This window comes from Deltaproteobacteria bacterium (assembly GCA_016234845.1).
In the GTDB taxonomy this organism is placed as follows: domain Bacteria; phylum Desulfobacterota; class Deferrimicrobia; order Deferrimicrobiales; family Deferrimicrobiaceae; genus JACRNP01.
Genome location: JACRNP010000074.1, coordinates 1 through 2,457, shown reverse-complemented (window position 1 = coordinate 2,457; position 2,457 = coordinate 1). Strand labels below are relative to the sequence as shown.

General features: G+C 65.7%; 4 protein-coding genes. All 4 read left to right on the top strand.

The features are described 5' to 3' along the window. A partial coding sequence (locus HZB86_05720) for a cytochrome B (protein ID MBI5905031.1) occupies positions 1-493 on the top strand: 493 nt, incomplete at its 5' end. Further along, complete coding sequence (locus HZB86_05715) at positions 454-807, top strand: hypothetical protein (GenBank protein MBI5905030.1); 354 nt, start codon at positions 454-456, stop codon at positions 805-807. The genes HZB86_05720 and HZB86_05715, both read left to right, overlap by 40 nt. Continuing rightward, positions 804-1,499, top strand: coding sequence for a cytochrome b/b6 domain-containing protein (locus tag HZB86_05710; protein MBI5905029.1), 696 nt, complete (start codon positions 804-806; stop codon positions 1,497-1,499). Before HZB86_05715 ends, HZB86_05710 begins: the two co-directional genes overlap by 4 nt. Beyond that, a partial coding sequence (locus tag HZB86_05705; protein ID MBI5905028.1) for a cytochrome c3 family protein occupies positions 1,496-2,457 on the top strand: 962 nt, incomplete at its 3' end. The genes HZB86_05710 and HZB86_05705, both read left to right, overlap by 4 nt.

The following is a 2,457-nucleotide window of genomic DNA, read 5'->3' as shown; positions in this document are numbered from 1 at the left end:
CCCGGCGACCTGCCTGCGGTGCCACAAGGAACGGGCGCTCGAGGCGCGGTACCCCCACCTGCCGGATCACAAGCTGCTGGCTTCGTACGAACAGAGCGTCCACGGGGTGGCGTCGCGGAAGGCGGGGCTGACCGGCAGCGCGGTCTGCTCCGACTGCCACGGGAACCACTCGATCCTCCCGGGCGACCAGCCCAAGTCGGCCACCCACCGCCAGAACATCCCGACGCTGTGCGGCAAGTGCCACCCGGGAATCCTCGAGCAGTACGAGAAGAGCGTCCACGGGAAGGGGATGCGGGGCGGGATCGCGGACTCGCCGGTGTGCACCGACTGCCACGGCGAACACACGATCGTGAAGGCCGCCGACCCGGCGTCGCCGGTCAGCTCCCGGAACATCCCGAAGACGTGCTCCGGGTGCCACGAGAAGGAGGGGATCTCCACCCGGTATCCTCCTACATGGACTCGTTCCACGGCATCGCGGTGGAGTACGGGATGACGAAGGCGGCCAACTGCTCCTCCTGCCACGGGGTGCACGACATCCTGCCGTCCGCCGACCCCGCGTCCACCGTCAACCGGGCGAACCTCCCGAAGACGTGCGGCAAGTGCCATCCGAACGCGGGCCCGAATTTCGCGAAAGGCCCGGTCCACGTCGAGGTCTCCCCCAAGAAGGCGTTGGGGGTGTTCGCGGTCCGGATGTTCTACACCATCTTCATCACCGCCCTGATGGTCCTGTTCGTGCTCCACGTCGGGCTCGAGCTGTACGGCCGGTGGAACCGCAGGCGGAAGGGCGGAAAGGAGGGGCAGGGATGAGCAGGGACGATCTCGCGTCCGGGCAGGTGATCCGGATGTCGCTCCTCTTCCGCGTGCAGCACATGATCCTCACCGTGCTGCTGCTCGTGCTCGCGGTCACCGGGTTCGCGCTCATGTACCACGAGAACGCGCTGGCCCAGGCGATCATCCGCATGGAGGGCGGCGTCCACAACCGCGGCATCATCCACCGGATCGCCGCGGTGCTCCTCATGGCGAACGTTCTGCACCACCTCTTCTACATGTTCCTCTCCGCCGAGGGCCGGAAGGAGTTCCGGGACATCCTCATCACCCGGCGCGACATCGACGACTTCCTGCAGTCCCTGCGGTACAACCTCGGCACGGCGGACGAATACCCCCGCTTCGGGAAGTACGGCTACAAGGAGAAGTTCCAGTACTGGGGGGCGTCGATCGGCACCGTCCTCATCGCGGTCACGGGCTTCATGCTGTGGGGGGAGGAGTACGCGATGGTCGTCTTCCCGAAGTTCGCGCTCGACCTGGCGATCATCATCCACGGCTACCAGGGGCTCCTGGGATTCGTGATCCTGTTCCTGTGGCACCTCTACAACGTGCACCTCCACCCGTCCGTCTTCCCGATGAACCCCGCGTGGCTCACCGGGAAGGTTTCGGTCGAGTGGCTGCGGGAGGAGCACCCTCTGGAATACGAGAAACTCAAGGGGGAAGGGCTTTTATGAGGAAGTTCGTCTTCGCGGCATTCGCCATCGTCCTTTGGGGGGCGTGGTCCGGGCTCCACCCGGGGGACGCGGTCGCCTCCATCTCCCTCGAGAAATGCACGCTCTGCCACGGCAAGCCGGAGTTCCGCAAGCTGCTCGTGGACGGCCGCGTCCGGGACCTCTTCGCCACGGGGGATTCGCTGAAAGGGTCGGTCCACGAGAAGAAGACGTGCACGGACTGCCATTTCGACGTCAGCGAGATCCCGCATCGCCAGCACCCCAAGCGCGTGGCGTGCACCCATTGCCACTTCAAGGGGAACAAGGAAGGGGCACCGCAGTCGGACAACGTCCTCGCCTACTTCGACTCGGCGCACGGCAAGGCGATCGTGCGGGGGAACGCGAAGGCGCCGCTGTGCCAGGACTGCCACGGGAACCACGCGGTGATGAAGGTGAAGAACTCCGAGGCGAAGGTGTCGCGCTTCAAGGTCGCCGAGACGTGCGGCAGGTGCCACATGGAGATCTACGCGCAGTACAAGACCTCCATCCACGGAGTCGCGGTCGGGAAGGGGATCCCCGAGGCGCCCTCCTGCACCGGTTGCCACGGCGAGCACACCATATATGCTCACACCGACCCCAAGTCCACCGTGTACGCCACCCGGGTGTCCGAGCAGTGCTCCAAGTGCCACGCCTCCATCTCGATCATGGGAAAGTTCGGCATCGAGACGGAGCAGGTGGCGACCTACAAGGAGTCGTTCCACGGCGTGGCCAGCCAGTTCGGGTCCCGCACGGTCGCGAACTGCTCCTCCTGCCACGGGGTGCACGACATCCGCCCGCCGGACGACCCCCTCTCCTCGGTGAACCCGAAGAACGTCCCGAAGACGTGCGGAAAGTGCCACCCGGGGGCATCCGCGAACTTCGCCGTGGGAAAGATCCACGTGGACGCGAAGAACAAGGAGTCGGGGATCATCTACTGGACCGC

Excerpts from the sequence above, each read along its gene's own strand:
- HZB86_05715 (MBI5905030.1), top strand. The coding sequence starts at position 454 with ATGGACTCGTTCCACGGCATCGCGGTGGAGTACGGGATGACGAAGGCG.
- HZB86_05710 (MBI5905029.1), top strand. The coding sequence starts at position 804 with ATGAGCAGGGACGATCTCGCGTCCGGGCAGGTGATCCGGATGTCGCTC.